This is a genomic window from Streptomyces sp. NBC_01314, from assembly GCF_041435215.1.
Taxonomy (GTDB): Bacteria; Actinomycetota; Actinomycetes; order Streptomycetales; family Streptomycetaceae; genus Streptomyces.
Window position 1 is genome coordinate 3,366,643 of sequence record NZ_CP108394.1, and the last position, 26,025, is coordinate 3,392,667.

General features: G+C 66.4%; 15 protein-coding genes and 3 rRNA genes. 3 read left to right on the forward strand and 15 right to left on the reverse strand.

Annotated features, from left to right (window positions below; all coding sequences use genetic code 11):
• Positions 1-57: 57 nt before the first annotated feature.
• The 6 genes from rrf to thyX form a co-directional block, all read right to left on the reverse strand.
• Positions 58-174, reverse strand: a 5S ribosomal RNA gene (gene rrf / locus OG622_RS14755).
• Between the two features lie 95 nt (positions 175-269).
• A 23S ribosomal RNA gene (locus OG622_RS14760) occupies positions 270-3,392 on the reverse strand.
• Positions 3,393-3,701: 309 nt separating this feature from the next.
• Positions 3,702-5,227: ribosomal RNA gene (locus tag OG622_RS14765) — 16S ribosomal RNA — on the reverse strand.
• Together the 16S, 23S and 5S rRNA genes form the textbook arrangement of a ribosomal RNA operon.
• Before the next feature lie 502 nt (positions 5,228-5,729).
• Positions 5,730-7,412 (reverse strand): ribonuclease J, encoded by a 1,683-nt coding sequence (locus OG622_RS14770; RefSeq protein ID WP_371576493.1) that lies wholly within the window; start codon positions 7,410-7,412, stop codon positions 5,730-5,732.
• 150 nt (positions 7,413-7,562) lie between these two features.
• Positions 7,563-8,462 carry a 4-hydroxy-tetrahydrodipicolinate synthase gene (gene dapA, locus OG622_RS14775; RefSeq protein WP_371576495.1) on the reverse strand — a complete coding sequence of 300 codons (900 nt, stop codon included), beginning with the start codon at positions 8,460-8,462 and terminating at the stop codon, positions 7,563-7,565.
• A 211-nt stretch (positions 8,463-8,673) separates the two neighbouring features.
• Positions 8,674-10,323 (reverse strand): FAD-dependent thymidylate synthase, encoded by a 1,650-nt coding sequence (gene thyX / locus OG622_RS14780; RefSeq protein ID WP_371576497.1) that lies wholly within the window; start codon positions 10,321-10,323, stop codon positions 8,674-8,676.
• A gap of 187 nt (positions 10,324-10,510) precedes the next feature.
• Between thyX and OG622_RS14785 the strand changes: the two genes are divergently transcribed.
• Positions 10,511-11,068, forward strand: coding sequence for a hypothetical protein (locus OG622_RS14785; RefSeq protein WP_371576499.1), 558 nt, complete (start codon positions 10,511-10,513; stop codon positions 11,066-11,068).
• A gap of 86 nt (positions 11,069-11,154) precedes the next feature.
• Here the strand turns inward: OG622_RS14785 and OG622_RS14790 are convergent, their stop codons facing one another.
• From OG622_RS14790 to rpsO, 5 genes are all read right to left on the reverse strand, one after another.
• Positions 11,155-11,610, reverse strand: coding sequence for a hypothetical protein (locus OG622_RS14790; protein WP_371576501.1), 456 nt, complete (start codon positions 11,608-11,610; stop codon positions 11,155-11,157).
• A gap of 16 nt (positions 11,611-11,626) precedes the next feature.
• A complete protein-coding gene (gene dapB / locus OG622_RS14795; RefSeq protein WP_371576503.1) occupies positions 11,627-12,379 on the reverse strand; it encodes a 4-hydroxy-tetrahydrodipicolinate reductase in 753 nt (250 codons plus the stop codon).
• A 24-nt stretch (positions 12,380-12,403) separates the two neighbouring features.
• Positions 12,404-13,783 carry a M16 family metallopeptidase gene (locus OG622_RS14800; protein ID WP_371576505.1) on the reverse strand — a complete coding sequence of 460 codons (1,380 nt, stop codon included), beginning with the start codon at positions 13,781-13,783 and terminating at the stop codon, positions 12,404-12,406.
• Complete coding sequence (locus OG622_RS14805; protein WP_046706241.1) at positions 13,780-15,999, reverse strand: polyribonucleotide nucleotidyltransferase; 2,220 nt, start codon at positions 15,997-15,999, stop codon at positions 13,780-13,782. The genes OG622_RS14800 and OG622_RS14805 overlap by 4 nt, the downstream gene beginning before the upstream one ends.
• 493 nt (positions 16,000-16,492) lie before the next feature.
• A complete protein-coding gene (gene rpsO, locus OG622_RS14810; protein WP_030041128.1) occupies positions 16,493-16,780 on the reverse strand; it encodes a 30S ribosomal protein S15 in 288 nt (95 codons plus the stop codon).
• Between the two features lie 429 nt (positions 16,781-17,209).
• Here rpsO and OG622_RS14815 point away from each other — a divergent pair, with 429 nt between their 5' ends.
• Positions 17,210-17,503: a DUF397 domain-containing protein gene (locus OG622_RS14815; RefSeq protein ID WP_371576507.1), complete on the forward strand. Its 294-nt coding sequence runs from the start codon at positions 17,210-17,212 to the stop codon at positions 17,501-17,503.
• Between the two features lie 350 nt (positions 17,504-17,853).
• Here OG622_RS14815 and eccD read toward each other — a convergent pair whose 3' ends face one another.
• Positions 17,854-19,362 (reverse strand): type VII secretion integral membrane protein EccD, encoded by a 1,509-nt coding sequence (gene eccD, locus OG622_RS14820; RefSeq protein ID WP_371576509.1) that lies wholly within the window; start codon positions 19,360-19,362, stop codon positions 17,854-17,856.
• A 335-nt stretch (positions 19,363-19,697) separates the two neighbouring features.
• On the opposite strand from eccD, the gene eccCa reads away from it, so the two are divergent.
• Positions 19,698-23,672 (forward strand): type VII secretion protein EccCa, encoded by a 3,975-nt coding sequence (gene eccCa, locus OG622_RS14825; protein ID WP_371576511.1) that lies wholly within the window; start codon positions 19,698-19,700, stop codon positions 23,670-23,672.
• Between the two features lie 279 nt (positions 23,673-23,951).
• On the opposite strand, the gene OG622_RS14830 is transcribed toward eccCa, so the two are convergent.
• The 3 genes from OG622_RS14830 to OG622_RS14840 all read right to left on the reverse strand — a co-directional run bounded on the left by OG622_RS14830 (position 23,952) and on the right by OG622_RS14840 (position 25,995).
• On the reverse strand, positions 23,952-24,251 hold the full coding sequence (locus OG622_RS14830) for a WXG100 family type VII secretion target (RefSeq protein ID WP_371576513.1): 300 nt from the start codon (positions 24,249-24,251) through the stop codon (positions 23,952-23,954).
• Between the two features lie 75 nt (positions 24,252-24,326).
• Positions 24,327-24,677, reverse strand: a complete 351-nt coding sequence (locus OG622_RS14835) for a WXG100 family type VII secretion target (RefSeq protein WP_119580949.1) — start codon at positions 24,675-24,677, stop codon at positions 24,327-24,329.
• A 97-nt stretch (positions 24,678-24,774) separates the two neighbouring features.
• Entirely contained in the window at positions 24,775-25,995 is a 1,221-nt protein-coding gene (locus tag OG622_RS14840) for a S8 family serine peptidase (protein WP_371576516.1), read from the reverse strand.
• Positions 25,996-26,025 lie beyond the last annotated feature (30 nt).

The window sequence follows — 26,025 nt, forward strand, 5'->3', positions numbered from 1 at the left end:
CAACAAAAAAGAGCTGGTCCCCGAACCGAAATTCGGGGACCAGCTCTTTCAATATTTGTTCGGCGGCGTCCTACTCTCCCACAGGGTCCCCCCTGCAGTACCATCGGCGCTGTAAGGCTTAGCTTCCGGGTTCGGAATGTAACCGGGCGTTTCCCTCACGCTATGACCACCGAAACACTATGAAACACTCAACCGCACCATCCCCCGTGACCAAACCGGGAATGGGGTTGTTCGTGGTTTCAGAACCAACACAGTGGACGCGAGCAACTGAGGACAAGCCCTCGGCCTATTAGTACCAGTCAACTCCACCCGTTACCAGGCTTCCATATCTGGCCTATCAACCCAGTCGTCTACTGGGAGCCTTACCCCATCAAGTGGGTGGGAATACTCATCTCGAAGCAGGCTTCCCGCTTAGATGCTTTCAGCGGTTATCCCTCCCGAACGTAGCCAACCAGCCATGCCCTTGGCAGGACAACTGGCACACCAGAGGTTCGTCCGTCCCGGTCCTCTCGTACTAGGGACAGCCCTTCTCAATATTCCTGCGCGCGCAGCGGATAGGGACCGAACTGTCTCACGACGTTCTAAACCCAGCTCGCGTACCGCTTTAATGGGCGAACAGCCCAACCCTTGGGACCGACTCCAGCCCCAGGATGCGACGAGCCGACATCGAGGTGCCAAACCATCCCGTCGATATGGACTCTTGGGGAAGATCAGCCTGTTATCCCCGGGGTACCTTTTATCCGTTGAGCGACGGCGCTTCCACAAGCCACCGCCGGATCACTAGTCCCGACTTTCGTCCCTGCTCGACCCGTCGGTCTCACAGTCAAGCTCCCTTGTGCACTTACACTCAACACCTGATTGCCAACCAGGCTGAGGGAACCTTTGGGCGCCTCCGTTACTCTTTAGGAGGCAACCGCCCCAGTTAAACTACCCATCAGACACTGTCCCTGATCCGGATCACGGACCCAGGTTAGACATCCAGCACGACCAGACTGGTATTTCAACGACGACTCCACCCGAACTGGCGTCCGAGCTTCAAAGTCTCCCAGCTATCCTACACAAGCCGAACCGAACACCAATATCAAACTGTAGTAAAGGTCCCGGGGTCTTTCCGTCCTGCTGCGCGAAACGAGCATCTTTACTCGTAGTGCAATTTCACCGGGCCTATGGTTGAGACAGTCGAGAAGTCGTTACGCCATTCGTGCAGGTCGGAACTTACCCGACAAGGAATTTCGCTACCTTAGGATGGTTATAGTTACCACCGCCGTTTACTGGCGCTTAAGTTCTCAGCTTCGCCACCCCGAAGAGTGACTAACCGGTCCCCTTAACGTTCCAGCACCGGGCAGGCGTCAGTCCGTATACATCGCCTTACGGCTTCGCACGGACCTGTGTTTTTAGTAAACAGTCGCTTCTCGCTGGTCTCTGCGGCCACCCCCAGCTCACCGAGTAAATCGGATCACCAGTGATGGCCCCCCTTCTCCCGAAGTTACGGGGGCATTTTGCCGAGTTCCTTAACCATAGTTCACCCGAACGCCTCGGTATTCTCTACCTGACCACCTGAGTCGGTTTAGGGTACGGGCCGCCATGAAACTCGCTAGAGGCTTTTCTCGACAGCATAGGATCATCCACTTCACCACAATCGGCTCGGCATCAGGTCTCAGACTATTGCCAGGCGGATTTACCTACCTGACGTCCTACACCCTTACCCCGGGACAACCACCGCCCGGGATGGACTACCTTCCTGCGTCACCCCATCACTCACCTACTGCAAGTCTGGTCCGTCGGCTCCACCACTTTCCATTCCCCGAAGGGTCCGGAACGGCTTCACGGACTTAGCATCGCCTGGTTCAATGTTTGACGCTTCACAGCGGGTACCGGAATATCAACCGGTTATCCATCGACTACGCCTGTCGGCCTCGCCTTAGGTCCCGACTTACCCTGGGCAGATCAGCTTGACCCAGGAACCCTTGGTCAATCGGCGCACACGTTTCTCACGTGTGTATCGCTACTCATGCCTGCATTCTCACTCGTGAACCGTCCACAACTCGCTTCCGCGGCTGCTTCACCCGGCACACGACGCTCCCCTACCCATCCCAGCAGGCGTTGGCCCTATATGCTGAAATGACACGACTTCGGCGGTACGCTTGAGCCCCGCTACATTGTCGGCGCGGAATCACTAGACCAGTGAGCTATTACGCACTCTTTCAAGGGTGGCTGCTTCTAAGCCAACCTCCTGGTTGTCTCTGCGACTCCACATCCTTTCCCACTTAGCGTACGCTTAGGGGCCTTAGTCGATGCTCTGGGCTGTTTCCCTCTCGACCATGGAGCTTATCCCCCACAGTCTCACTGCCGCGCTCTCACTTACCGGCATTCGGAGTTTGGCTAAGGTCAGTAACCCGGTAGGGCCCATCGCCTATCCAGTGCTCTACCTCCGGCAAGAAACACACGACGCTGCACCTAAATGCATTTCGGGGAGAACCAGCTATCACGGAGTTTGATTGGCCTTTCACCCCTAACCACAGGTCATCCCCCAGGTTTTCAACCCTGGTGGGTTCGGTCCTCCACGAAGTCTTACCTCCGCTTCAACCTGCCCATGGCTAGATCACTCCGCTTCGGGTCTTGAGCGTGCTACTGAAGCGCCCTGTTCGGACTCGCTTTCGCTACGGCTACCCCACTCGGGTTAACCTCGCAACACACCGCAAACTCGCAGGCTCATTCTTCAAAAGGCACGCAGTCACGACGCACCGAGTAAACTCGATGCGCGACGCTCCCACGGCTTGTAGGCACACGGTTTCAGGTACTATTTCACTCCGCTCCCGCGGTACTTTTCACCATTCCCTCACGGTACTATCCGCTATCGGTCACCAGGGAATATTTAGGCTTAGCGGGTGGTCCCGCCAGATTCACACGGGATTTCTCGGGCCCCGTGCTACTTGGGTGTCTCTCAAACGAGCCGTTAATGTTTCAGCTACGGGGGTCTTACCCTCTACGCCGGACCTTTCGCATGTCCTTCGCCTACATCAACGGTTTCTGACTCGCCGACCAGCCGGCAGACTGATCAAGAGAGATCCCACAACCCCGTATACGCAACCCCTGCCGGGTCTCACACGCATACGGTTTGGCCTCATCCGGTTTCGCTCGCCACTACTCCCGGAATCACGGTTGTTTTCTCTTCCTGCGGGTACTGAGATGTTTCACTTCCCCGCGTTCCCTCCACTTGCCCTATGTGTTCAGGCAAGGGTGACAGCCCATGACGACTGCCGGGTTTCCCCATTCGGACACCCCCGGATCAAAGCCTGGTTGACGACTCCCCGGGGCCTATCGTGGCCTCCCACGTCCTTCATCGGTTCCTGGTGCCAAGGCATCCACCGTGCGCCCTTAAAAACTTGGCCACAGATGCTCGCGTCCACTGTGCAGTTCTCAAACAACGACCAACCACCCATCACCCCCGGTAACCACCGGAGTTCACTGGGGCCGGCACTGAAGGCAGCCATACGGCCATACCCTCAGACACCCAACAGCGTGCCCGACACGATCAGTCGATGAGCTTCGCGTTCCACGCCGAAGCAGTACTAACGCTCTCATCCATACCGACCGTGCCGAATAATCAACGTTCCACCCTTGAGCAACCACCGCAGAACATTCGCCTGCGTCATGGCCCTGGACCACCGGGCAAGCCCGGCAGCCTAGATGCTCCTTAGAAAGGAGGTGATCCAGCCGCACCTTCCGGTACGGCTACCTTGTTACGACTTCGTCCCAATCGCCAGTCCCACCTTCGACAGCTCCCTCCCTTACGGGTTGGGCCACCGGCTTCGGGTGTTACCGACTTTCGTGACGTGACGGGCGGTGTGTACAAGGCCCGGGAACGTATTCACCGCAGCAATGCTGATCTGCGATTACTAGCAACTCCGACTTCATGGGGTCGAGTTGCAGACCCCAATCCGAACTGAGACAGGCTTTTTGAGATTCGCTCCGCCTCACGGCTTCGCAGCTCATTGTACCTGCCATTGTAGCACGTGTGCAGCCCAAGACATAAGGGGCATGATGACTTGACGTCGTCCCCACCTTCCTCCGAGTTGACCCCGGCAGTCTCCTGTGAGTCCCCATCACCCCGAAGGGCATGCTGGCAACACAGAACAAGGGTTGCGCTCGTTGCGGGACTTAACCCAACATCTCACGACACGAGCTGACGACAGCCATGCACCACCTGTCACCCGACCACAAGGGGGGCACCATCTCTGATGCTTTCCGGGCGATGTCAAGCCTTGGTAAGGTTCTTCGCGTTGCGTCGAATTAAGCCACATGCTCCGCTGCTTGTGCGGGCCCCCGTCAATTCCTTTGAGTTTTAGCCTTGCGGCCGTACTCCCCAGGCGGGGAACTTAATGCGTTAGCTGCGGCACCGACGACGTGGAATGTCGCCAACACCTAGTTCCCACCGTTTACGGCGTGGACTACCAGGGTATCTAATCCTGTTCGCTCCCCACGCTTTCGCTCCTCAGCGTCAGTAATGGCCCAGAGATCCGCCTTCGCCACCGGTGTTCCTCCTGATATCTGCGCATTTCACCGCTACACCAGGAATTCCGATCTCCCCTACCACACTCTAGTCTGCCCGTATCGAATGCAGACCCGGGGTTAAGCCCCGGGCTTTCACATCCGACGCGACAGACCGCCTACGAGCTCTTTACGCCCAATAATTCCGGACAACGCTCGCGCCCTACGTATTACCGCGGCTGCTGGCACGTAGTTAGCCGGCGCTTCTTCTGCAGGTACCGTCACTTTCGCTTCTTCCCTGCTGAAAGAGGTTTACAACCCGAAGGCCGTCATCCCTCACGCGGCGTCGCTGCATCAGGCTTTCGCCCATTGTGCAATATTCCCCACTGCTGCCTCCCGTAGGAGTCTGGGCCGTGTCTCAGTCCCAGTGTGGCCGGTCGCCCTCTCAGGCCGGCTACCCGTCGTCGCCTTGGTGAGCCGTTACCTCACCAACAAGCTGATAGGCCGCGGGCTCATCCTTCACCGCCGGAGCTTTCCACACTCATCGGATGCCCGAGAGTGTTGTATCCGGTATTAGACCCCGTTTCCAGGGCTTGTCCCAGAGTGAAGGGCAGATTGCCCACGTGTTACTCACCCGTTCGCCACTAATCCCCACCGAAGCGGTTCATCGTTCGACTTGCATGTGTTAAGCACGCCGCCAGCGTTCGTCCTGAGCCAGGATCAAACTCTCCGTGAATGTTTACCCGTAATCGGGTCGACACCACGAGAGCGGAACAGTCAGGCGGAATAAGCCCGACCGTTCACAACGTCCTCGCTGTGTTTTACTTCAAAGGAACCTCGACCACCGGAAAAGATTCCGGCGGACGGGGTATCAACATATCTGGCGTTGATTTTTGGCACGCTGTTGAGTTCTCAAGGAACGGACGCTTCCTTTGTACTCACCCAAGCTACTCTCGGGCTTTCCTCCGGGCAGTTTCCCTTCGGTCTTGCGTTTCCGACTCTATCAGATCGTTTTCCGATCCGATTTCCTCGGTGCTTTCCAGGTTTCCGCTTTCGCGTTTCCCTTTCCGGCGACTCCGACTTTATCAGAAGTTCTGAGTCGGAATTTCCGCCGGTCCGGGTGGCTCCTGACGCACAGTTGCGTCGGGTTCCCCCCTTAGCGGAGCCGTAAACGTACTGGAGCGGGGCGCCCCGATGCAAATCGAGGAGCCCCGCTCCAGGCGGGCACTGACGGAGGGTCAGACCTCCACCACCACAGGCAGGATCATCGGCCTGCGCCGGTAGGTGTCGGAGACCCACTTGCCGAGGGTGCGGCGGATCAGCTGTTGCAGCTGATGAGGCTCGACAACCCCGTCCTGCGCCGAGCGCTCCAGGACCTCGGCGATCCGCGGGACGACCGCGCTGAACGCGGAGTCCTCGATGCCGGAGCCGCGGGCCTGGATGTGCGGACCGCCGGTGATCTTCCCGGTGGAGGAGTCCACCACCACGAAGACCGAGATGATGCCCTCGTCGCCCAGGATCCGCCGGTCCTTCAGGGCCGGCTCGCCGAGTCCGACCGAGAGGCCGTCGACGTACACGTAACCGGCCTGGACCTTGCCGGAGATCTTGGCCTTGCCCTCGATGAGGTCGACGACCACGCCGTCCTCGGCGATGACGATGCGGTCGTGCGGTACGCCCGTCAGTGCGCCCAGTTCGGCGTTGGCACGCAGGTGGCGCCATTCGCCGTGCACCGGCATGAGGTTCTTCGGCCGGCAGATGTTGTAGAAGTACAGCAGTTCGCCGGCCGAGGCGTGCCCGGAGACGTGGACCTTGGCATTGCCCTTGTGCACGACGTTGGCGCCCCAGCGGGTGAGGCCGTTGATGACGCGGTAGACCGCGTTCTCGTTGCCGGGGATCAGGGAGGAGGCCAGGATCACCGTGTCGCCCTGGACGATGCGGATCTGGTGGTCCCGGTTGGCCATGCGGGACAGCGCCGCCATCGGCTCGCCCTGCGATCCGGTGCACACGAGGACGATCTCGCGGTCCGGCAGGTCGTCGAGTGTCTTGACGTCCACGACGAGGCCCGGCGGGACCTTCAGGTATCCCAGGTCCCTGGCGATGCCCATGTTCCGGACCATCGAGCGACCGACGAAGGCGACCCGGCGGCCGTATTCGTGCGCGGCGTCGAGGATCTGCTGGATGCGGTGGATGTGGCTGGCGAAGCTCGCCACGATGATCCGCTTGCCGGCGCCCGCGAAGACCTGGCGCAGAACGTTGGAGATGTCGCGTTCGGGCGGAACGAACCCCGGGACCTCGGCGTTCGTGGAGTCGGAGAGGAGGAGGTCGATCCCCTCCTCGCTCAACCGTGCGAACGCGTGTAGATCTGTCAGACGGTTGTCCAGCGGGAGCTGGTCCATCTTGAAGTCGCCCGTGTGGACCACCATGCCCGCGGGGGTGCGGATGGCCACGGCCAGGGCGTCCGGGATGGAGTGGTTGACCGCGACGAACTCGCAGTCGAAGGGGCCGATGCGCTCGCGGTTCCCCTCGACCACCTCAAGGGTGTACGGGCGGATGCGGTGCTCCTGGAGCTTGGCCTCGATGAGCGCGAGGGTGAGCTTGGAGCCGATCAGCGGGATGTCGGGCTTCTCCCGGAGCAGGTACGGGACCGCTCCGATGTGGTCCTCGTGGCCATGTGTGAGGACGATGCCCTCGATGTCGTCGAGGCGGTCCCTGACGGATGAGAAGTCCGGCAGGATCAGGTCGACACCGGGCTGCTCCTCCTCGGGGAAGAGCACCCCGCAGTCGACGATCAGTAGTCGGCCGCCGTATTCGAAGACCGTCATGTTCCGGCCGATCTCGCCGAGGCCGCCCAGTGGGGTGACCCGCAGGCCACCTTCGGGGAGCGGCGGCGGCGGGCCGAGTTCAGGATGCGGATGACTCAAAAGACTCTCCTCACCACGCGCGCCACGTACCTCTGTGGCACGTGGCGCGCATGACGTTCGTGCAAAAGCAGTTGTGGATGTGGACGCAGGCACTTTCGTCCTGCCTATTCAGTTGTGAAGTCAGGTTGTCGCGTCGTGCAAAGTCCGGTGTTAGAGCTGTACCCCGCCGGCGCCAAGATCGATCTTGAGCTGGGCCGTCTCCTCGGGCGAAAGCTCCACCATGGGGGCGCGCAGCGGTCCGGCGGGCAGACCCTGGAGGGTGAGCGCGGCCTTGGTGGTCATGACGCCCTGGGTGCGGAACATGCCGGTGAAGACCGGGAGCAGCTTCTGGTGGATCTCGGTGGCCTTCTGGACGTCACCGGAGACGTACGCCTCGACGAGGGCGCGCAGCTCGGGGGTGACCACGTGGCCGACGACCGAGACGAAGCCGACCGCGCCCACGGAGAGCAGCGGAAGGTTGAGCATGTCGTCGCCCGAGTACCAGGCGAGGCCGGAGCGGGCGATGGCCCAGCTGGCGCGGCCGAGGTCGCCCTTGGCGTCCTTGTTGGCGACGATGCGCGGGTGCTCGGCGAGCCGGACGAGCGTCTCGGTGTCGATCGGGACGCCACTGCGACCGGGGATGTCGTAGAGCATCACCGGCAGGTCGGCGGCGTCGGCGATCGCCTTGAAGTGGCGGTACAGGCCCTCCTGCGGGGGCTTGTTGTAGTACGGCGTGACGACCAGGAGACCGTGGGCGCCGACCTTCTCGGCGGTGCGGGCCAGCTCGGTGCTGTGGTGGGTGTCGTTGGTGCCGACGCCGGCGATGACGTGGGCACGGTCTCCGACGGCTTCCAGGACGGCTCGTACCAGGTCCGATTTCTCCGCGTCACCGGTGGTGGGGGACTCGCCGGTGGTGCCGTTGATGACCAGGCCGTCGTTGCCTGCGTCCACCAGGTGGGTGGCGAGCCGCTGCGCGCCGTCGAGGTCGAGTGCGCCGTCCGCCGTGAAGGGCGTGACCATGGCGGTGAGGACCCGCCCGAAGGGGGTCTGCGGAGTCGAGGTCGGAGCCATGGGTAACACGCTACTCGCTGCTCAGGGCACGGTCTGCCCTCGGGGGGCTGGAAAAGTCAGGACAAATGCGGAGCCCGGCACTGCCTGCTCGGGGGTTCAAGCAGTGCCGGGTCCGTTTGATCAGGCTAGATGAACTTCGCGAAAGGCCGCAATACGGACACTTCGCTCGGCTGACCCGTACATCAGTGCCTGGCCGAAACTCGGCGGTCCGCTACGGCGCCACGCGACCGTTCGTATTGAAGGCGGCATGGGTGAGTGGCATGAGCTTCGCCCACTCCGCCTCCATCCTCTCGCCGACCATCTCGATCTCCCGCTGCGGGAAGGACGGCACCTTCGCGAGCTCGTGCTGGGTGCGCAGACCGAGGAAGTGCATCAGCGAGCGGGCGTTGCAGGTGGCGTACATCGAGGAGAACAGGCCGACCGGGAGCACGGCGCGGGCGACCTCACGGGCCACCCCTGCGGCGAGCATCTCCTGGTACGCCTCGTACGCGTGGACGTACGAGTCCTCCATGACCCGCCCGACCAGCTCCTGCTGCGCCTGCGTGCCCTCCACGAAGACGTACTTGCCGGGACGGCCCTCCTGGACGAGCTTGCGCGCCTCGTCGGGGACGTAGAAGTGGGGCAGGAGTTCGCGATAGCGGCCCGACTCCTCGTTGTACGAGTTGTGCACGACGATCCCGTTGGCGAGGAAGTTGTGCCAGGGACCTTCCACGGAGAGGTCGTACGTCATCTCCTCGCCGTCCTGCTCGATGGCGACGATCCGGTCCGGGACGGCTTGGGCGATCTTGCCGTCACGCCGCGCCAGGGCCTGCTCGCCGGCGCTCTTGATCGCGTGGCAGGGCTCACAGGCGGGTGCGAGGTTCTTCTCGTCGAGGGCTTGGGTCAGGTCACCGGCCACCGGAACCACGTGGTCCAGGGCGAGTTCGGCACGGGGGAAGTCCTCGCCGCAGAGATGGCAGGTGTCGATCTCCTCGATCAGCCGCTCTCGCTGCATGGAGGTCCACACGCCGATACCGCGCCGCAGACCGGGCGGAACCAGGGCCTGCGCGGGGACGGGAGCCGTCCCCGCTGCCATGACCTCGTCCCCGACGGAGAGTTCACCGGCCTTGCACCAGCCCTCAGGTGTGAACACCGCGTGATCGACCGTGCTGCGGAGCGTCTTCCCGGACTCCGTGGTGATCTTGATCAGTGGTTTGACCCCGGACTCGATGACATCGACGATCCTGGCTCGCTGGGCCAGCAGTGTCTCCTCGTCGTAGCAGCGCACATGGTTGCGACGGACCGATTCGAGCTTGCGGAGGCGGGTGCCGGGGTGCAGCTCCCGGAACTCCGCCACGGCCGACTCGGCTGCCTCACGGTTCTCGTACAGCCCGAGGTAGTGGTTCTTCTCGCCGCTCCGGACCTGAGCCATCCACTGCCCGGCCCTGCTGTGCCAGGTCACTCCACCGGCGGAATGCGGAAGCCGGTCCTCTGCATCGAGGTGCCAGAGCTCGTACAGCTCGGCGATGGTGCGTCGACGGAGCTCGCCGGTCTCGCTCTCCAGCGTGATCTCGGTGTCACCGGCGATGCACCAGCCGACCCGGTGGCGCATGAACTCGCGGAAGACGAAGATCGGGGCGGTGATGAAGAAGGTCATCGAGTTGTGCTCGAAGGGGCTGCCGTGCCGGTCCCGCATGAGGTAGTTGATGAGGCCCTTGGAGCGCTCGGGGTCCTTCTTCAGCTCCTCCAGGGACTGCTCGCCGGCGGTGGAGACTCGGGCGGCCCACAGCACGTCCGAGTCGGCCGCGCTGTGCTTCACCAACTCGACGGTGACATCGCTGCGGAAGCTGGGCTTGAGGTCGTCGGCGGGGGTGTCGGTCACGGCTCGCAGGGTCCTTCCCATTGCTGCTCTCGGGCGGCGCCCACTCTACGGCCCGGCATCCACGAGGGCCGGATGGCCCGAGTTGCACCCCTTGTGCCCCTGTTGGACCCCAGAAAGTGGTGGGGAGGGGCCCGGCTCGGTAGCCTCACCCGGCGAAACCTGTGCGTGGATCGAGTGAGGACCAGCCGTGCCCCTGCCCTTCCTGACCGCCGACCGCGCCTTCGACCAGGCGGTGGACGAAGCGCTGCCGTTCGAGGACCGCGACCGCTGGCGGCGTCCCTACCGGCCCGGCCCGTGGCGGGTCGGCGCGGCGGCGCTCCTGCTGCTGCTCGCCTCGTACGTGCTGGTCGCGGCCGTCATCATCGCGGTGGCCGAGACACCGCGGGCGGGCGCGATCTGCTTCGGCGCCGCGCTGCTGGTCATCGGCTGTGCCCTGCGGCTGCTGCGGGTCGGCATCTGGGTGAGTGCGCGGGGGGTGCGTCAGGTGGGCTTCTTCAGGACGCGTACGGCGTCCTGGGCGGCGAGCGTCTCGGTGCGCACCGTGCAGCAGCCGGTGCGGTGGCTCGGGCTGCCGCGGTCCGTGCAGGGGCAGGCGCTGCTCCTCGTCCGCACGGACCTTGTGCAGGAGTACGTGACACCGCTGATGACCACGCACAACGCCGACTTCCTGGCGCGTACGGAGGCCTTCGACCGGGCGGCCGACACGATCGAGGCGTGGGCGGCGGAGTACGGGCGCGCCGCGTAGTCGAACATATGGGTGAGGGGCCGGTCCGCGGGTGCGGACCGGCCCCTCACCCATATGAGGCTCACCCCGGGGCGGGGAGCGGGAGCTCAGCCGGTCGGTGCCGGTCTGCCGTCGTGGAGGGCGATCGCGCGCTGCATGGCCTTGCGGGCCCGGGGGGTGTCGCGGGCGTCGTGGTAGGCGACGGCGAGGCGGAACCAGGTGCGCCAGTCGTCGGGGGCGTCCTCGGTCTCCTCCTTGCGCCGTGCGAAGACCTCGTCGGCCGAGTCGCGGTCGATGCGACCGCTCGGGGTGCGCTTCAACTCGTCGACGGGGAGGCCCCCTTCGGCGTCGAGTTCGGCGGCGAGCTGGTTGGCCCTGCGGACGAACTGGGTGTTCTTCCACAGGAACCAGAGACCGATGCCCGGCAGGACGAGCACGGCGACGCCGAAGGCGATGGTGACCGGAGTGCCGGTCTCTATGAGCAGGAGCCCGCGGCTGCCGACCAGGACGAAGTAGACGACCAGGACGGCTGCCGTGACGGCGTAGGTGATCTTCGCGCGCATTGACGTTTCCGGCCGCTCAGCCCAGGTCGAGGAAGTGTTCGAGGCCGAAGGTGAGGCCCGGGGTGGTCACCACGCGACGGGCGCCGAGCAGGATGCCCGGCATGAAGCTGCTGTGGTGGAGGGAGTCGTGACGGACCGTCAGGGTCTCGCCCTCGCCGCCGAGCAGGACCTCCTGGTGGGCCAGGAGGCCGCGCAGGCGTACGGCGTGCACGGGGACTCCGTCGACGTCCGCGCCCCGTGCGCCGTCCAGGGCCGTCGCCGTGGCGTCCGGCGCCGGCGCGGTGCCGGCGGCGCGGCGGGCCTCGGCGATGAGCTGGGCCGTGCGGGTGGCGGTGCCACTGGGGGCGTCGACCTTGTTGGGGTGGTGCAGCTCGACGACCTCGACGGACTCGAAGTAGGGCGCGGCGATCTGCGCGAACTTCATGGTCAGGACGGCCCCGATGGAGAAGTTGGGCGCGATGAGCACGCCGGTCTCCGGGGAGCTGTCCAGCCAGCCCCTGAGCTGCGCGAGGCGTTCGTCGGTCCAGCCCGTCGTGCCGACGACCGCGTGGATGCCGTGGCGTACACAGAAGTCGAGGTTGTCCATGACCGAGGCGGGCGTGGTCAGTTCGACGGCGACCTGGGCGCCGGTCTCGGCCAGGGTCTCCAGCTTGTCGCCCCGGCTCAGGGCGGCCACCAGCTCCATGTCCTCGGCGGCTTCGACGGCCCGTACGGCCTCGGAGCCGATGCGGCCCCCGGCACCGAGGACCGCCACGCGCAGCTTGCTCATTGCTTGGTTCCTTAACTGGGGGTGTCAGGCGACGGCATCGTGGAGACGGGACGCCTGTTTGTCCTTGAGCGGGCCGATCACCGACAGGGAGGGGCGCTGTCCCAGGATCTCGCGGGCCACTGCACGGATCTCGTCCGGGGTCACCATGGCTATGCGGGTCAGCATCTCGTCGACGGACATCTGCTCGCCCCAGCACAGCTCGCTCTTGCCGATGCGGTTCATGATCGCGCCGGTGTCCTCCAGGCCGAGGACCGTGGAGCCGCGGAGCTGGCCGATGGCGCGCTCGATCTCGTCGTCCGGCAGTCCGTTCTCGGCGACCTGGTCGAGTTCGTCGCGGCAGATCTTCAGCACGTCGTGGACCTGGGAGGGACGGCAGCCGGCGTACACGCCGAAGAGGCCACAGTCGGCGAAACCGGACGTGTACGAGTACACGCTGTAGGCGAGGCCGCGCTTCTCCCGGACCTCCTGGAAGAGGCGGGAGGACATGCCGCCGCCGAGCGCGGTGTTGAGGACGCCGAGAGCCCAGCGGCGCTCGTCGGTGCGGGCGAGGCCCGGCATGCCGAGGACGACATGCGCCTGCTCGGTCTTGCGGCCGACGAGCTCCACGCGGCCGGCCGTACGCAGGCCGCGGTGGCCCTCTCGCGGGGCGATCGGGGTGGCGTCGGGGCGGGTGAGGGCGCCAGCGCCCTCGAAGGCCGCGCGGACCTGTCGTACGACCTTGTCGTGGTCGACGTTTCCGGCGCAGGCGACCACGAGGTGGGTCGGGTCGTAGTGCTTCCTGTAGAAGCGGCGGATGCGGTCGGCGGTGAGGGCGTTGACCGTGTCGACCGTGCCGAGTACCGGGCGGCCGAGGGGGGTGTCGCCGAACATGGTGTGCGCGAACAGGTCGTGCACGCAGTCGCCCGGGTCGTCCTCGGTCATCGCGATCTCTTCGAGGATGGCGCCGCGCTCGACGTCGACGTCCTCCTTGCGGATGAGCGAGCCGGTGAGCATGTCGCAGACCGTGTCGATGGCGAGCGGCAGGTCGGTGTCGAGCACGCGTGCGTAGTAGCACGTGTACTCCTTCGCCGTGAACGCGTTCATCTCGCCGCCGACCGCGTCGATCGCGGAGGAGATGTCGAGCGCGCTACGGCGTGAGGTGCCCTTGAAGAGCAGGTGCTCCAGGTAGTGGGTGGCGCCGTTCAGGGCGGGCGTCTCGTCGCGGGAGCCGACGTGCGCCCAGATACCGAAGGTGGCGGAGCGCACGGACGGCAGGGTCTCGGTGACGATGCGCAGGCCGCCCGGGAGCGTGGTCTTGCGGACCGTACCGATGCCGTTCATGCCCTTGATCAGGGTTTGGGTACGGGCGACGGCCCGCGCCTCCGTGGAGGTGCGGGCCGTCGCCTTGGAGCTACGGGACGTCACTTGTCGCCGTCGTCCTTCTTGTCCTCAGAACCGTCTTCGCCCTCGATCACGGGGATGAGGGAGAGCTTGCCGCGGGAGTCGATCTCGGCGATCTCGACCTGGACCTTGGAGCCCACGCCGACGACGTCCTCGACGTTCTCCACGCGCTTGCCGCCGGCGAGCTTGCGGATCTGCGAGATGTGCAGCAGACCGTCCTTGCCCGGGAGCAGCGACACGAACGCACCGAAGGTGGTGGTCTTGACGACCGTACCCAGGTAGCGCTCGCCGACCTCCGGCATGGTCGGGTTGGCGATGCCGTTGATCGTGGCGCGGGCGGCCTCGGCCTGCGAGCCCTGCTGGGCACCGATGTAGATGGTGCCGTCGTCCTCGATCGTGATCTCGGCGCCGGTGTCCTCCTGGATCTGGTTGATCATCTTGCCCTTCGGGCCGATGACCTCACCGATCTTGTCCACGGGGATCTTGACGGTGATGATCCGCGGGGCGTTCGGCGACATCTCGTCCGGCGTGTCGATCGCTTCCATCATCACGTCGAGGATGTGGAGGCGGGCGTCACGGGCCTGCTTGAGGGCGGCGGCCAGGACGGAGGCGGGGATACCGTCCAGCTTGGTGTCGAGCTGGAGGGCGGTCACGAACTCCTTGGTGCCGGCGACCTTGAAGTCCATGTCGCCGAAGGCGTCCTCCGCACCGAGGATGTCGGTGAGGGCGACGTAGTGCGTCTCGCCGTTGATCTCCTGGGAGATCAGGCCCATGGCGATACCGGCGACGGGGGCCTTCAGGGGCACACCGGCGTTCAGCAGCGACATGGTGGAGGCGCAGACCGAGCCCATGGACGTCGAGCCGTTGGAGCCGAGGGCCTCGGACACCTGACGGATCGCGTAGGGGAACTCCTCGCGCGTCGGCAGGACCGGCACGATGGCGCGCTCTGCGAGCGCTCCGTGGCCGATCTCGCGGCGCTTGGGGGAGCCCACGCGGCCGGTCTCGCCGACGGAGTACGGCGGGAAGTTGTAGTTGTGCATGTAGCGCTTGCGGGTCACCGGGGAGAGGGTGTCCAGCTGCTGCTCCATCCGGAGCATGTTGAGGGTGGTGACGCCCAGGATCTGGGTCTCGCCACGCTCGAACAGCGCCGAGCCGTGCACACGCGGGATGGCCTCGACCTCGGCGGCGAGCGTACGGATGTCCGTGACGCCGCGGCCGTCGATGCGGACCTTGTCCTTGATGACGCGCTCACGGACCAGGGACTTGGTCAGCGAGCGGTACGCGGCGGAGATCTCCTTCTCGCGGCCCTCGAACTGCGGGAGCAGCTTCTCGGCGGCGAGACCCTTGACGCGGTCCAGCTCGGCCTCGCGGTCCTGCTTGCCCGCGATGGTGAGCGCCTGGGTGAGCTCGTCCTTGACGGCGGCGGAGAGCGCCTCGAAGACGTCGTCCTGGTAGTCGAGGAAGACCGGGAACTCACCGGTCGGCTTGGCGGCCTTCGAGGCGAGGTCCGCCTGGGCCTTGCAGAGCACCTTGATGAAGGGCTTCGCGGCGTCCAGACCGGCGGCGACGACCTCCTCGGTCGGCGCCTCGGCGCCGCCCGCGACCAGCGTGATGGTCTTCTCGGTGGCCTCGGCCTCGACCATCATGATCGCGACGTCGCCGTCCTCCAGGACGCGACCGGCGACGACCATGTCGAAGACGGCGTCCTCGAGCTCGGTGTGCGTCGGGAACGCGACCCACTGGCCGTTGATCAGCGCGACGCGGACGCCGCCGATCGGGCCGGAGAAGGGCAGACCGGCCAGCTGCGTCGACGCGGAGGCGGCGTTGATCGCCACGACGTCGTACAGGTGGTCGGGGTTGAGCGCCATGATCGTGGCGACGACCTGGATCTCGTTGCGCAGGCCCTTCTTGAAGGACGGGCGCAGCGGGCGGTCGATCAGCCGGCAGGTGAGGATGGCGTCCTCGGAGGGACGGCCCTCACGGCGGAAGAAGCTGCCGGGGATCTTGCCGGCGGCGTACATCCGCTCCTCGACGTCCACCGTGAGGGGGAAGAAGTCGAGCTGGTCCTTGGGGTTCTTGGAGGCGGTGGTGGCCGACAGCACCATGGTGTCGTCGTCCAGGTAGGCCACGGCGGAGCCGGCGGCCTGGCGGGCCAGGCGGCCCGTCTCGAAACGGATGGTGCGGGTGCCGAAGGAGCCGTTGTCGATGACGGCCTCGGCGTAGTGGGTCTCGTTCTCCACTAGTGGATTCTCCGATACTTTTCGTCTTTCGTCCCTGGGCCTGCCCGTGTGGCAGGGGGACGGTGGCGGAGAAGCGCGCCGTCTGGTGCGGGCCGGTCTTCGATCGAAGCCCTCGGGGTTCGCAATCTCCCGGGGGCCACTACCGAGGACCGGCGGCGGCGAGGTGCGCTTCTCCTCGTTCGGTGTGCGTGCCGTCGCCCTTGTCCGGGCGCCCTCACGCTGTGTCGTGCGTATGGCGTTGTGCTACCACACTACAAAGGGGTGGTGACACTCCGCACGTTTCCGCCCGTACGTCCCGCGTGCGTCGGGGCTCGCGCGCCCCCTTCCAGCGGGGGCTCCGTGGAGTTCCCAGCGGGGGCTCCGTGGAGTTCCCAGCGGGGGCTCCGTGGAGTTCCCAGCGCCGGCGGCGGCGTGCGTGCGGCGAGCCGCGGCGGTGCGTACAGCAAAAGGAGCGGTCCCCCGATCTCCCGGGAACCGCTCCCCTCACGGCGTCTTACTTGGCGCCCGCCGCACCGCGGCGGATGCCGAGGCGGTCGACCAGCGCACGGAAGCGCTGGATGTCCTTCTTGGCGAGGTACTGCAGCAGGCGGCGACGCTGACCGACCAGGATCAGCAGACCACGGCGGGAGTGGTGGTCGTGCTTGTGGGTCTTGAGGTGCTCGGTCAGGTCCGAGATACGGCGGGAGAGCATCGCAACCTGGACCTCGGGGGAGCCGGTGTCGCCCTCCTTGGTACCGAACTCGCTGATGATCTGCTTCTTCGTAGCGGCGTCGAGCGACACGCGATACTCCTCATGAGTCTCGTTGATGCCACCGAGTGCCCCTGGTCTGCGTCTCAGGGGGGCTTCTGTGACTCGGGTGACGGGGTCCGCTGGGGGCTACCTCCGGAATCCGGGGGTGCGCACACAAACGGCCACGGGAAAGAGTACCAGCCTGCGGGGATGCGCCCGACCGGGAACCCCGGGCCGGGGCGGCTCCGGGCCGGGTACGCGTCCGACGCCCCGCCGGCGGGTGATCGGCGGCGGCAGCCGGGCAGGGCCGGCCGTCGCTCCTTGTCGCGTACGTCGGCGGCGGGCCGGACGACGCGGCGGCAGTCGGTGCGGTGGGCGTACATCGGCAAACCCCTGACCAGGGGGAACGACGGCAAGTAGGGTGACCGTACAGCTTGTTGACACAGAGCTCGTTGGCACAGAAGAAGGGACCGAGCCGCGATGGCCGAGGCCGAGGACAAGGAACTCAAGGCGCGCAAGGAGCGGGAGAAGGACGAGCTGTACGCCCTGGACATCTCCGGCGTCGAGTGGCACAGCGCGCCGGGGACCGAGGATCAGCAGGAGCGGGTCGAGATCGCCTACCTCCCGCAGGGTGCCGTGGCCATGCGGTCCTCGCTCGACCCCGACACCGTGCTGCGGTACACGGAGGCGGAGTGGCGGGCGTTCGTGCTGGGGGCCCGGGACGGGGAGTTCGATCTTGAGCCGGCCCCGCACCGTGGGGGGCCGGACGCGTAGTCCTGGCGGTGACGGACGGGGGCAGGGGACCGACGATCGGTTCCCTGCCCCCGTCCGTTCGGTGTCGGCCGGGCGAAGGGTCCGCCGAACGACGGTTCCGGCCGCTCGCGGCATGTAGGGGACACGGCGTTGCTTGGTCGGCTGCTTGCCCTGCTACTGGTCCGGCGTCGCCTGCCGCGGTACCAACGAGAGCCGGAAGCGAGCAGCCGGGTGCCATGGGTCACCTCGTATCACCTCGTACGCCCGCTCGACCGGGCCCGCGCGCGTCCGCCGGTGAAGGTTTCGTCCACACACCGGGAGATGGTCGTCGTGTTCCAGAGCCGCTGGCCTTGAATCGGCGAGCCACGCCGCTAGCTGGTCATGGCTCGTGCCCGGGCGTAGACATCGAAGACGGCCAGCGCAAGCGGGATCAGCGTGAGCAGGACGAAACTCTCGGCGATCTCCAGAAAACGTCCCCAGAACGGAGTCACACCACGCCGTGGGGTGATGAGACCGATGGCGGTGACCAGAACGGCGGCCACGGCGATCACTGCTGCGAGCCAGACGCTGCGGATGTCGAGGGCGGTGGTGTCGCCGAGGGCGGCGTCACGCACGTAGTCCGGCGGCGGGTTCAGCACGAGCCCGAGTCCGAGCAGGACCAGGGCCACAAGGCCGGCCGCCAGGGCGGCGCCCACCTGTGCGGTGTAACGGAAAAGGTGGGCGCGCATCAGCATGGCCACGCCTGTGGACAGAGCCAGGAGCTCCGCCCACACATCGCCGGAGAAGCCCAGGACCATCGACGCGCCCACGGAGACGAGCGCGCAGCCGCCGACAAGGCCGACGAGAAGCTCGTGGCCGCGGCGGGCCTGGGCCGCGATGCGCTCGACGTCGACGGGCTCCGGCGAGCCCGGCTCGTCGGCGTCGTAGCCGCCCCAGGACGGATTGGGCGGTTCGAACCCGATCGGCAGCCGTGCGAAGCGCATGGACAGGCCGGGCAGGAAGGCGAGCGCGACAACGGAGAGCGGAGCGCAGAGCGCGGCCGTCTCGATGGGCCGCAGCTTCGTGAGGATGGCGACGAAGGTGGTGATCAGACCGACCGCGGAGGCGAGGACGAAAGCGACGAAGGGACCGTCACCACCGGGCGACAACAGGGTGAGTAGCACGGCGGCGAGCAGAACCGCCGCGCAGGCGAGCAGAAACTGCAACCGTCCGATGCCCTGCCCCTCGGAGAGAGGGAGCAGCCCTGAGCCGGCCACGGCGACGTTCGGAAAGGCACCCAGGCCGAGGGCGATCGCCGAGCCGCGATCGCCGTACACACGTGCGCGCACACAAGCGATGCCGAGCAGGAGGAGTCCACAGACGCCGGCGATCACGCCCTGCAGGCTGTGCATGTCGTGACGGAGCTGGGAACTCCAGGCCACGAACGCCAGGAGCGCGGGCAGGACGCCGCCCGCGACAAGGCCGGCGGCCCGGGTGAGCTCGCCGTTCCACAGGGTGCGATCACGGGTGACGGCGGCGGCCACCGCCTCGGAGACATCGTCGAGGACAGCCGGCGGCAGTGACTCGGCGAACGGACGCAGAGCGAGCAACTCTCCGTCGAGGATGCGCTGCGCCGCGAGCGACCGGGCGCCGTCGAGGACCGTGCCGTCACGGCGTACGAGGTGATAGCCGACGGGAGCCCCCTCGTCCGGGCTCTGCTGGGAGAGCCTCAGGATCTCCGGGTACAGGTCGGCGACCGGTACGTCGTCGGGCAGCGCGACGTCGATACGGCTGTCGGGTGCCACGATGGTGATCCGGCAGAAGCCGAAGCCCGTGCCTGCCCCCGAAGGGGCTCCGATGCCCGGTCCGCCGGTCACGCCGACCGGCGCGGAGGCCGTCATGCCCACCTGCTGTTCCCCCTCGTCGGTGGTCGGGCGGTGTGCGATGCCGCCATGCACCCGCTCGCCCGCAAAGATCCTGTGTAGGTTGCACCGCTTCGCCCCCGCAGCCGGGCAACGATGCCGTCACGCCCGGGAATTGCGGGGCGGCGCTTGGTTCCGAGCGTTGCGGATTGCCCGGTTTTCCCGGAACGATTCGCAACTGCTCACGCAGCTCACGGGCACCCTACCGCCCGCCGGTGTCGACGGTTGTCAGTAGGATCGCCCTTCGCGATCGACGTTGGCCGGCCACGGGACGGCGGACGAAACGACCGGTCCGGCAAGGGAATTGGTGCGTAGTGAGCCACATCGTCGTCAAGCGCCCGCCGCGGGTGCTGCCGAAGGAAGTGCCCACGGACGAGGTCGTGCTGCAGCCTCCGCCGGAGCTTCCGCGTGGGCAGCAGGAGGGTGCTCTCATGCAGCTCCTGCCCATGCTCGGCATGGGCGGTTCGGTGGTGTTCTTCTTCAACCCGCAGGCCCAGCCCTTCATGAAGATCATGGGCATGGTGATGGTGGCCTCCACGATCGCGATGGGCGTCGCGATGCTGGTCCGCTACCGCCGCGGCAATCAGGGGCAACTGGCGGACATACGGCGAGACTATCTGCGCTATCTGTCGCAGACCCGGCACCGGGCCATGGACACCGCCAAGGCCCAGCGCGACGCCCAGTACTACCTGCATCCCTCACCTGAGCAGCTGTGGGCGTTGGTCGCCGAGGGCAGCCGGGTGTGGGAGCGGCGCACCGGTGACGAGGACTTCGGGCAGGTGCGTGTGGGCCTCGGCCCGCAGGCCCTGGCCACTGCCCTGATCACGCCGCAGACCGCTCCGGTCGACGAGTTGGAACCGCTGACAGCCGGGGCCATGCAGCGTTTCCTTGCCACGCACAGCACGCTTGAGGATCTGCCGATGGCGGTCTCGCTGCGCGCCTTCTACCACGTGACGATCAGTGGCGAGCCCGGCACCGTCCGCGGAACCGCCCGAGCGGTCGTGGCCGGCCTCGCCGCGTTGCACTCCTCCGAGGACATGGTCGTCGCAGTCGCCACCGGGCGGGAGACCGCACCGGAGTGGGAGTGGGCGAAGTGGCTGCCGCACACGCAGACGCGGGGCGTGGCGGACGGCGCGGGCAGCATGCGCCTGATCAGCATCGATCCGATGGAGTTGGAGGACCGGCTGGCCACTGTCCTCCAGGGCCGCCCCCGCTTCCACCCCGCCGCTCCGCCGGCCCCCGAGCAACCTCACCTGGTCGTCGTGCTCGACGGCGTTTCGCTGCCGCCCACTTCCCTGCTGGCCGGCCCCGAAGGTCTGCAGGGCGTGACGGTCGTCGAGGTCGTCCCCGGCGACCTCAGCTTCGGGCGCGGCGACCTCTCGGTCATCGTGCACCCCAGGGAACTGCGCCTGGAGTCGGCGCACGGCATGATCTACGAGGGCACGCCGGACATCCTGTCGTACGAGGCCGCCGAAGCGCTTGCCCGGCAACTGGCGCCGCTGCGCATGGCATCGGGCGGCGACGACGGCGAACCACTGCTGGCGAACCTGGATTTCACGGAACTGCTGAACCTGGGCGACGCGGCCTCGGTCGATCCGCGGCGCACCTGGCGCCCGCGTTCCCAGTCGGAGCGGCTGCGGGTACCGATCGGCCTCGGCGAGGACGGCCGGACCGTGATGCTCGACCTCAAGGAGGCCGCGCAGGAGGGTATGGGTCCGCACGGCCTCTGCGTCGGCGCGACCGGCTCCGGGAAGTCGGAGCTGCTGCGCACGCTGGTCCTGGGTCTGGCCGTGACCCACTCCTCCGAGACGCTGAACTTCGTCCTGGCGGACTTCAAGGGTGGTGCGACGTTCGCGGGTATGGCGCAGATGCCCCATGTGGCGGCCGTGATCACCAACCTCGCGGACGACCTGACCCTGGTGGACCGCATGGGCGATTCGATCCGCGGTGAGCTGAACCGTCGCCAGGAGCTGCTCCGCGATTCCGGTAACTACGCCAACATCCACGATTACGAGAAGGCCCGCGCGGCCGGCGCCCCGCTCCAGCCCATTCCGTCGCTCGTCCTGGTGATCGACGAGTTCAGCGAACTGCTCACCGCGAAGCCGGACTTCATCGAGATGTTCGTGCAGATCGGTCGTATCGGCCGTTCTCTTGGCGTGCACCTGCTGCTGGCCTCGCAGCGGCTGGAGGAGGGCCGCCTGAGGGGGCTGGAGACCTACCTGTCGTACCGGATCGGTCTGCGGACGTTCTCGGCGGCGGAGTCGCGCGCCGCGATCGGCGTCCCTGACGCCTACGAGCTGCCGAACGTACCGGGCTCCGGCATCCTGAAGTTCGGCACGGAGGAGATGGTGCGTTTCAAGGCCGCGTACGTCTCCGGCGTGCACCGCTCGGATTCCCAGCAGGCCGCCGTGCCGGGCGGGCCGCTGCCGGTCGACCGTCGGCCCGTGCTGTTCACCGCGGCCGAAGTCCCGGTGCAGTACGCGCCGGTGCCGCGGCAGCGTCAGGACGAGCCCGATGAACGGCAGGACGACGCGCTCGCCGACACGGTGCTGGACGTGATCGTCCGGCGCCTGGAAGCGCAGGGGCCGGCCGCCCACCAGGTGTGGCTGCCCCCGTTGGACAGCCCGCCGTCGCTCGACTCACTGCTGCCCGGGCTCGCCCCGGTGCCGGGCCGCGGCATGACACAGCCCGGCTACGAGGGCGCGGGGCGGCTCGTCGTCCCGGTCGGCATCGTCGACAAGCCCTACGAGCAGCGCCGCGAACCGCTGTGGACCGACTTCGGCGGCGCGGCCGGCCACATGCAGGTCCTCGGCGGCCCGCAGTCCGGCAAGTCGACACTGCTGCGTTCGATCGTCGCGTCGTTCGCACTCACCCACACCCCTCACGAAGTGCAGTTCTACGGGCTCGACTTCGGCGGTGGCGGTCTGTCGGCCGTGGCCGACCTGCCGCATGTGGGCGGGGTGGCCTCGCGCCTGGACCCGGAGAAGGTCCGGCGCACGGTGGCGGAGGTGTACGGCGTCCTGACCCGGCGTGAGGAGTATTTCCGCGCCTCGGGGATCTCGTCGATCGCCGACTTCCGGGCCCGCCGTGCTCGGGGCGACATCTCGGTGGCCGACCAGCCCTGGGGCGATGTCTTCCTTGCCATCGACGGCTGGGGCAACTTCCGCCAGGACTATGAGGCGTTGGAACCTCTGATCCTGGACATCGCGGCGCGCGGCCTCGGTTACGGAGTCCATCTGATCCTCACCGCGTCGCGCTCCATGGAGGTCCGCTCGAACCTCAAGGACCATCTGATGAACCGTCTGGAGCTGCGGCTCGGCGATCCCATGGACTCCGAGTTCGACCGCAAGGTGGCGGCGAACGTTCCCACCGGTGTTCCCGGGCGCGGTCAGATGCCGCAGAAGCAGCACTTCATGGCGGCGGTCCCGCGTATCGACGGCCTGTCATCCGACACGGACCTGGCGGAGGCGACGGCGGGCCTGGCGGCCGAGGTCGGCCGCCACTGGCAACAGTCGGGCGCTCCCGAAGTGCGCCTGCTGCCGCGGGAGTTCCCGGCGGCGCAGCTGCCCCCGGGGGACCGCTTCCCGAACCGCGGCATCTCCTTCGCCCTCGACGAGGACAACCTCGAACCCGTGTTCGTGGACTTCGACCAGGACCCGTTCCTCCTCGTCTTCGGCGAGAGCGAGTCCGGTAAGTCGAACCTGCTGAAGCTGATCATCAAACGTCTCACGGAGCGCTACGACGGCAACAACTGCAAGCTGTTCGTGGTCGACAACCGCCGCTCGCTGCTGGGTGTCACCCCGCCTTCCCACCTGGCGGAGTACATCCCCATGTCGAACCAGATGCAGCACCACATGGACGCGCTGGCCGACCTCATGCAACGCCGCACGCCCACCGCGGACGTCACACCGGAGCAACTTCGCGACCGCAGCTGGTGGCGCGGCCCCACGGTGTTCGTGATCATCGACGACTACGACCTGGTGTCCACGTCGAGCGGAAACCCGCTGTCGGGACTCACGGAAATGCTCCCGTTCGCCCGTGACGTCGGCGTCCGCTTCATCATCGCCCGCTCCAGCGCGGGGGCGGGCCGTGCCGGCTACGAAGCCTTCACCCAGCGCATCAAGGAACTCGGCGCGCAGGGCGTCGTCCTCGCGGGCGACCCGGGCGAGGGCGACCTGCTGGGCGGCGTGCGGCCGCGGCCGATGCCTGCGGGGCGGGGGGTGTTCGTGTCTCGGAAGCGGGGGAAGCCGTTGGTTCAGGTCGGGTTGGTCGAGGGCGGGGATGTGTGACGGGCTGAGGACCTGACCTGGCGGTGGCTGCGCCCAACGGGACCTGGCGGCCCGACGCCGTGCCGGTCGCCGTCACGCCTGACGGCCAGCTGACCTGGGAGGGTCTCGGGCCGTGGTCGCTTCGGTGAGCGCGGCCCGCAGGCGGCTGGGGCCCGCAGGCGGCTGGGGCAGTTCGGGCGCGCAGGCCAGGGGGCCTCCGCCATGGGTGGGCCCTGACCAAGGACGGGGTGGGCGCCTCCCGTGCGCGCCCACCCCGGAACTGCTGCATCAGGCCTGGTGCTACTGGAGGTAGCTGGCTCCCTTTTTGTCGCCCTCCATGTAGGTACCGCCCGCCGTAGCCACGACATGGCCGATACCCGTGAGCGCCGTGTGGATGTCGGTGGCTTCCTTGTCCCACCGATCGAGCTTCATCTTGAACGTGTCCTGGGCCTCGCCCTCCCAGTACTGCACGCTGTTCTCGACGAGCCTCTTCAACTCCTGCAGGTCCTGCTCAAGATCCCTCGCCTCATTGGCGATCTTGGTCGCTGTGATGTCGAGCGCGTCATAAGTGACGGAAAGCCCATCGGTGTTGTTGCCCATGCCTGCTTACCTCGTCTCGCTGGTGCGTGCCTGATGAGTGCCGGTGCCCGGCCGTGATCCCGAGTGCGGCTCGACTCAGTAGGAGCTCAGTGGGGAGACCGTGGGGGCGCCGTCCTGGATGTCGATCCTGTTGACCGCAGCACGCACCTCGTCCTCCTTGGTGTCAATGATGTTGCGCGCCGAGGTCATCGCCTCGATGACCTCGGCGAGGATGTTGCCCATGCTCCGCAACGACTGGTTGATCTCGAACTGCTTCTTGTCGAACGCGGCGCGGCCGATTCCGTCCCACTGACCGGTCTCCAGGCTGTCGATGATTCCCTGAAGCCTGTGCACACGCGACTTGACGTTCTCGTACTTCGCGAGCATCTGCTTCTGGAGCAGAATTACCGCATCGTTTTCGAGCTTCTGCTTCTGTGAGCCGGCCATGGTCAGCCGTCCTTCCTGTGTCTTGTTTCCTGATCCAACTGTCCTGGCTTGGGCCGGACAGCGCAGGGCCGTTGACGGCCCTTCACAGCCGTCGAAGTCACCTGGCGCGTCGCGCCCGCACCACAGCCGCGCCGGCACCACCGATCACGAGGACTGCGGCAGCTGCGCCGAGCGCGATCCACAGGGTGTTGCTGTCCTTGGACGACTCCACCGCTGATGCTGCTGCCGAGGTACCGCCCGTGGAGCCCTTTTCGGGGGCTGGTGATGCGGTCGACGGAGAAGGGGAGGAGGTGGCGGTCGCGGAGTTGGCCAACAGGTCGCCACCGTTGTCCTTCGCGAGGGGGTCGACGCCTGCGGCGCCCGCGTCATAGTCGGCGTCCTTGAGAACCATCCGCGGTCGGACGAACCCATAACCCACGTACTTGCTCGGCTTGTCCTTCGCCCACGTACGGCCGGCCGTGTCGATCAAGGAGCGGGTGACCTGGTTGACGGTCCAGTCGGGGTGGGCGGACCAGATCAGGGCGGCGGAGGCTGAGGCGATGGCAGCTGCGGCGCTCGTGCCCTGGTCGTCATCGCAGTACGAGCGGAGATTCGCGTCGCACCAGCCGGGGAAGCCCTGCCCTGGCGCCGCCAGGTCCACATAGTTCCCGGAGGAGGCGAACTCCGACACCGTCCCGGATTCATCTGTCGCCGACACGCCGATTACATAGGGGTACGCCGCTGGGTATCCAATCCTGCCCTTGTCACGCCCCTCGTTACCAACGGCTGCGATCATCAACTTGCCCTTGGAAGCGGCGTACTCGATGGCCTCTCGCTCCTTGGAGCTCGGTCCCTCTGCTCCGAACGACATACTGATGATCTGCGCATCGGTGTCGGCTGCTGCCCTGATCGCGTCTATGGCCTCGGGCGTCTTCTCCCGTTCCTCCACTCCACCCTTGAGTCCCGCAAGCTCAACGCGATATGGCACGATCTTCGCCCCCGGCGCCAACCCCTGCAGGCCTCCTCCTGCTCCCGTACCTGCGATCAGCTCGGCCATGGTCGTTCCATGGCCGGAGTAATCGTCCGTGACGCTGTACGCGACCGACTTGGGAACTTCGCCGGTCAGGACCTGGCCCTTCAGAGAGGGGGTGTTTACGTTCACGCCGCTGTCGATGACCGCGACCTTGACGCCCGTCCCCGTGCTGACCTTCCACATCTGTTCGGCCTGCATCGGTTCCAGGTACCACTGCTTGGACTGGGCGTCGTAGGCGGCGGCACCAGGGGCGAATCCCACGCTCACGGCCGCCAGGGCACCGACGACCGCGCCCACAGCCCGCACTCGTCTACCGGGGGCCGATCTGTGGAACGT